The organism is Microcoleus sp. PH2017_05_CCC_O_A (assembly GCF_020738785.1).
Classification (GTDB): domain Bacteria; phylum Cyanobacteriota; class Cyanobacteriia; order Cyanobacteriales; family Microcoleaceae; genus Microcoleus.
The window spans coordinates 1-5,576 of sequence record NZ_JAEQCB010000243.1 but is presented as its reverse complement, the minus strand read 5'-3'; the positions used below and the strand labels follow the sequence as shown (position 1 = coordinate 5,576).

The following is a 5,576-nucleotide window of genomic DNA, read 5'->3' as shown; positions in this document are numbered from 1 at the left end:
TATTTAATCTTCTCCCTCTTGAGTTTTTGAGTAACAGCTTGCCGGATATTCAAAGGCGGCTACTTTTGGCTGCAATCATTTTTTAGTCTAAACTACAGTTATGTTAGTTAGCTGAGTAATTGTTCCTTTAATTCCTGACATTTTTTGGCTAGGGTGATGTCTAATTATGTATTGATATTGATATTTACATAGTCCAATTTAGTTTACCTACAGTCCAAATATAGGCTAACTTAACCATCCTGAAGATTCTTACCCGATTTAATACCCCAATTTTATAATATCTATTAAATCCTTGTAATGAAAATTTTATAAACTTTAAATACTGCCTTTTATGCCATGAAGCAAGTGCTAATCCCATCATACAACTCGCAACACCATGACGGTTTTCAATAGCTATTCTGATCTTAAGTGCCATCTCGAATTTTTCATATGCCTCATCAATTTCATCTTTCGCAAGATGAATAAAACCTAGTTGTTCATAAACATCAGCCATACCGCCCTGTCCACTCTGAGACTCCATTTTCTTATATCCTTCAAGAGATATATTGGATTGCTCTTCTGCTAAAAGAGGTTTCCCTTGATTAAGAAAAACCCAGGCTAGATGATGCGGTATCCAAGCTAGGGCGTTATCATCTTGAAATTTTTCTGCTAACGGTTTAGCCTCGGTTAAATAAGATATGGCGCGATTATATTCACCCATTCTTCGATGTAGAATGCCAAGATAGACTAATGGGCTAATAACTTTATGCATAATCTTATTTTGTCTTCTCAGATTCAAAACTTCTGTATATAACTCAATCGCCTGTTTAAATTTACTATGGCTCATTTCATAAAGAGCTATAGTCTCAAGTAATTCTGTTTTTAATTCCAGCATTTTTACTTGAATATTAAGTTCAGAATTATAATTAATGAAGTTTTCAATCATTGTCAATGATTTTTGAGAAGATACTATACCTTCTTGATAACCAGCAGAATAAATTAGAGATATTCCTAGACGAGCATTAGCTTCTATATGATTTTCTGAATTCTCTGGTGAGCCTCCAATGATTTGTGAAAAAATATTATGAGCTGCCGCTCTATTATTTCCAGATAATGCTCTAGCTTTTAACATTAATATATAATTGAGATCGTCAATGTTTCCTTGAAAACAAAAGATTGCATTTTGAATGATTTCTAGTAGGCTATTAGTAAGTGCTTGCCATATTAAATATTCATCCAAAGACAACGCTAAATTTTTTTCTTCTTGGCTTATGCATATAGGTATAGAAAAAATTGCCTTGAGTAGGTTCCATTCTCTCACTTTACAAACATGATACAAGGAATCTAAGTAGCGTCGCACCTTCTCTAAATTAGTTGTATCAGATGGTGGCTCGTCTTCAATCATGAGATAGTATTCTACTGCTGTGTAGTCAGCAAGTTCCTCAATTGGAACTTCATCCAAATCTATTTTTAGGCTGGCAAAAACTGATTGGGCGGGAGTTTGTGAATTAGTTGTCATTTGTGTTTCCTCTATACGCTTTCTGACTGAGCAATTTTTCCTTCAACTCCTGACACTCTTTGACTAGCGGAATGCCTAATTCTGCGGCGATAGATAAGGCGCGATTACAATACTCAATAGCCAGAGTGCGAGGGCCTAATATTTGATAAGCTTCTGCCAAAATTTTTTGAACTTCAGCTTGAATAGAACGATTACCAGTTGTGTTACAGATTTCTAATGATGTATGCAAAGCTTTCAAAGCTTCTGAATACAGATCCAGTCTTATTAATGTCGCTCCTAACCTACACAGTGTCTCACCTTCTCCTTGCCGATCCCCAATTACCTGTGTGATGGTCAACCGCTGCTGATACAGAGCAATTGCATGAGTGTACTCTCCTATAGCATGGTATGCAAGACCCATATTTGCTAATTCATTCCCTTCACCCAGCCTGTCACCAATTGCCCGTGCGATATCCAAATGCTGCTGAGCATAGTCAATTGCTTGGTGATATTTTCCTAAAGGATAGTGGGCAGTACCTAGATTACCCAGTGCATTCCCTTCCCCGAGTCGATCACCAATTTTTCGTGCGATATCCAAATGCTGTTGAGCATAATTAATTGCTCGGTGATATTTTCCTAGTGCTTTGTAAATAATGCCCAAATTGCCAAGCGCATTTCCTTCTCCCTGAGAATCACCAATCGTCCGTGACTTTTGTAAATACTGATGAGTATACTTAATTGCTTGATGATATTGTCCCATAGCATAGAAGGTAAGCCCTAAATTTCCTAATGCCCTACCTTCTCTATGTTGATCGCCAGTCGCTCGTGCGATAGCCAAACATTGCTGATAAAACTCAATCGCATGTGTGTACTCTCCAAGACCATAATAAACGAGACCCAAACCGTTCAAACAAATAGCGTCCCATCTGGAATTTAGCTTACCTAAAATTCTGTTATATAAGCTGGCTAGTTCACGATAGTAGCGCCAAATTCTTAGTTGAATACGTAATTCTTGATTAGTAGTAGTATGAGTATAACTCAAAAGTATCTCACTAGCGGCTTCCCAAGCTTCCATTTCACAAAGATGATCGAAAGATTGCAGATAGCGCTTCACCTGTTCTAAATTAGTTACATCGTCTGGCGGCTCATCCTCGACTGTGAGGTAATATTTCACTGCCGTATAAGCAGCAAGTTTCTCAATCGGAACTTCATCCAAATCGATTTCCAGTTTCGCAAATAGCAATTGACCAGGTTTTAATTCGTTAGTGATCATGCTGATTTTGATTGATTTTTTAGACTTGTTAATAACTTTTGATAGTTAGCCAGCGCCACACTGCGAACTAAATTGTGTTGTCCCAAAACGGGCTTATTATTGTGGTTAACTGATCCCTCAGCGAGGAAGCGATCGCACAATTCCTTTAATGCCCTCTCTTGACGCTCCTCGTTACACTGCTTATTCTCTATACGCTTCACCAAATTGACCAATTGCATCAGCCATCCTTCTGCTTGTACTGGAGCGCGATACACGGAAGCCGCACAAATTAAGATGTAAGCATCCTTCACCTGCTTTTCTAATCGATCAAATGTAACTTCCAAACGTTGTTTGTTGACTTCTCTTTGCACTTTCAAAGTTAGCTTGTGCAACTTCCATTCATCTTGTTCTCCTAATATTTTTCCTTGCTCTGCCTCATAAATAGCTGTTTCTACCTCCTCTATTTTACTGTTGATATCATTCCAATAAGCTTGGACATTCGCATCGAAAGATTCACAGATTTCCCCAATAATTACTCGCAAAACTAGAGGATGACCCTTGTAGGCTTTCCCAATTCGTAACAAGAGGGGTTTATCAGGTGAATCCTGGTTGACCTCTAATCCAGTTGTCTCGAACAATGCTTCCTGTTCAGATTCATTTAATCCATACAAGACTTCCCGATGCCAGAAATTTTTGTAACGAGAATCTACCAACTTAACTGGTAAGTCCTGTGAAGTGATGATTAACCGACTTTGGCAAGATTCTGCTGACAATAAGCTCAAAAAGAATTTTTCCCACCACTCATCAGCAAAATCACCCCAACCTTCATCTTCATTTCCCGTTAACAGTTTTTCTAGAGAATCAATCAACACCAACACCTGATTTTCACGTAGGTGTTTGACTAATCTCTGTAACAATTTTTCTGGTTTTTTATCCTCTGCTGATAGTCTCTCTCCCCACTCTTCCAGCCATCTAGCAGCAACACTGGCAAAGTCTGTGGCTTTGTCCTCATAGTCAAAATTCGCTCGTCGCAACTTGTTCTTCCAATCTCCAGAGAACCAGTCTTGCAATTGCACTGCTAATCTTTCCGCCAGAGCAGTTTTACCAATTCCCGTGAGTCCCAGGATGAGCAATAGCCGACATGACCCGCGAAGCTTCTGACTTAGTTCGGCTACAAGCTTTTCTCGACCTACCCAAGCATCATCATAGGCATAAAAACCTTGTGGAGAAGTAGAATCTTCCGGCGAAGTATCGCTATCTGAGTTAATTGGTTTAAGAATTTCTCGTTTATCTAAGTTCAATTTTTCGCAAATCCGTTCAAATGTCGATATAGATACCGATTTGCTGTTGATAAAGTTGCTGACGGTGGATAAGACTATTCCTAGATTTGCGGCTAAGTCTCCCTGAGTCAGAAACCCATTGCGTTCAATAGCTGATATAACTTGCTGCTTGCGGTCTGGGTGAATTTTGACTGATCTTGGCATGGCTCATCCCACAAGATGTACTTATATCTAAAATTACACAGTTGGGACTGGTAATTCCGGATATGTGGACAAAGTAATTACCTCGCAACTCAGTTACGAACTCAGTTATCAAGTCAGATATCGCTCAGATTCGACCTCACTCAGACTTTTTAGATTATTGGAGTGTAGAGTTTTACAGGACAAATAACTTCATGTCTCAAACACAACCCACGACTTACACTAGCGAACCAATCATTTCTGTACCAACTCATATCGAACCAAATCTGCCATCACAATCTTATACAGGCAGTGTTCCTGAAACCCTCTTAGCGATCGCAATCTTGATCCGCTCAATTGCCCTACTAATTCATGTACTCAAGTCAGGTTCTAAGAAGTAGTACCCATCATCTGGGAAAGCAAAGTCGCATCTCCTACTTAATGAGGATGCGACTTTCAGATATAACTGACGCGCTGGGACTAAAGAAACCGGGTTTTTTACCAAATCTGCGAATCACAACGCGTCTTCTCGAAAAAACCCGGTTTCTAGGCCCGATGCGTAAGCCCTAAAAAGGAGTTAACCTTGCAACTTACCGCCCAGATTTTCTCGGCGGCGTACCGTCAGCCCGCTTCCGACGAATCAGCACACTCATCACCTGGCCAGCATTTGCCGCGCGCTGTACGGGACTCCAATCGCCAACTTGGGCAAATCCCAATCGGTACAAAGTGAGAATCGTTTCTCTGACACCCTGGGGCGAACCCACAACCGTTACCACCACAATATCCTGTTCGGATATGGCTGTTGGATCCGAATTTTGACAATCAGATTCGTTTTCGTCGGGCACGAATTCTTGTGACATATTATGTTCTCCTGACTTTGGGTTTTCTAGAAAAACCCAAAAATCCAGCCGCCCCGCATTTCAACACACAGCAGGGCGGCTACAGAGAATGTTAAGATACTCCGAGCCTCCAGACTGCTAGTACCAGTTTGGCGGTTATGCTGTCCTTGGCTGTTAGCGCAGCTTTGGACAGTGCAACTAGATTTTTGGGCGACGCAGGTTGCCTCTTCTACAAGCTTTCGCAACCTCTTACTTCACAGCGTAGCGGCAGATGGGGGCCGCCGTCAACCAATTTTGAGATTTTAGATTTTGGATTTTTGATTGAGACGCAGGATATTATTGAACCGCGAAGACGCAAAGGGCGCGAAGGAAGAATTAGGAAGGAAGGGAGTCAGTAAGTTGTTGCTGGCGATCGCAAATCTCTGATTTTTACCCTAAAATCTAATATTACTGTAGTTTAGACTAAAAAATGATTGCAGCCAAAAGTAGCCGCCTTTGAATATCCGGCAAGCTGTTACTCAAAAACTCAAGAGGGAGAAGATTAAATA

General features: G+C 40.4%; 6 protein-coding genes. 1 reads left to right on the top strand and 5 read right to left on the bottom strand.

The features are described 5' to 3' along the window. Positions 1 to 184: 184 nt before the first annotated feature. The 3 genes from JGK20_RS32715 to JGK20_RS32705 are packed head-to-tail and all read right to left on the bottom strand — an operon-like array spanning position 185 to position 4,213. Positions 185 to 1,498 (bottom strand): tetratricopeptide repeat protein, encoded by a 1,314-nt coding sequence (locus JGK20_RS32715; RefSeq protein WP_293213568.1) that lies wholly within the window; start codon positions 1,496 to 1,498, stop codon positions 185 to 187. Then, a complete protein-coding gene (locus tag JGK20_RS32710) occupies positions 1,488 to 2,750 on the bottom strand; it encodes a tetratricopeptide repeat protein (protein WP_293213565.1) in 1,263 nt (420 codons plus the stop codon). The genes JGK20_RS32715 and JGK20_RS32710 overlap by 11 nt, the downstream gene beginning before the upstream one ends. Beyond that, entirely contained in the window at positions 2,747 to 4,213 is a 1,467-nt protein-coding gene (locus tag JGK20_RS32705; protein ID WP_293213563.1) for a helix-turn-helix transcriptional regulator, read from the bottom strand. Before JGK20_RS32705 ends, JGK20_RS32710 begins: the two co-directional genes overlap by 4 nt. Positions 4,214 to 4,404: 191 nt before the next feature. Here JGK20_RS32705 and JGK20_RS32700 point away from each other — a divergent pair, with 191 nt between their 5' ends. Then, on the top strand, positions 4,405 to 4,590 hold the full coding sequence (locus JGK20_RS32700) for a hypothetical protein (protein ID WP_293213561.1): 186 nt from the start codon (positions 4,405 to 4,407) through the stop codon (positions 4,588 to 4,590). A 189-nt stretch (positions 4,591 to 4,779) separates the two neighbouring features. Here the strand turns inward: JGK20_RS32700 and JGK20_RS32695 are convergent, their stop codons facing one another. Beyond that, positions 4,780 to 5,049: a hypothetical protein gene (locus JGK20_RS32695; protein WP_293213559.1), complete on the bottom strand. Its 270-nt coding sequence runs from the start codon at positions 5,047 to 5,049 to the stop codon at positions 4,780 to 4,782. Positions 5,050 to 5,075: 26 nt separating this feature from the next. Next, the gene (locus JGK20_RS32690; protein ID WP_293213557.1) at positions 5,076 to 5,273 is read right to left on the bottom strand and encodes a hypothetical protein; all 198 of its coding nucleotides are present in this window, start codon (positions 5,271 to 5,273) and stop codon (positions 5,076 to 5,078) included. Positions 5,274 to 5,576: the final 303 nt, after the last annotated feature.

Coding starts and splice junctions, on each gene's coding strand:
- JGK20_RS32715 (WP_293213568.1), bottom strand. CDS start 1,498: ATGACAACTAATTCACAAACTCCCGCCCAATCAGTTTTTGCCAGCCTA.
- JGK20_RS32710 (WP_293213565.1), bottom strand. CDS start 2,750: ATGATCACTAACGAATTAAAACCTGGTCAATTGCTATTTGCGAAACTG.
- JGK20_RS32705 (WP_293213563.1), bottom strand. CDS start 4,213: ATGCCAAGATCAGTCAAAATTCACCCAGACCGCAAGCAGCAAGTTATA.
- JGK20_RS32700 (WP_293213561.1), top strand. CDS start 4,405: ATGTCTCAAACACAACCCACGACTTACACTAGCGAACCAATCATTTCT.
- JGK20_RS32695 (WP_293213559.1), bottom strand. CDS start 5,049: ATGTCACAAGAATTCGTGCCCGACGAAAACGAATCTGATTGTCAAAAT.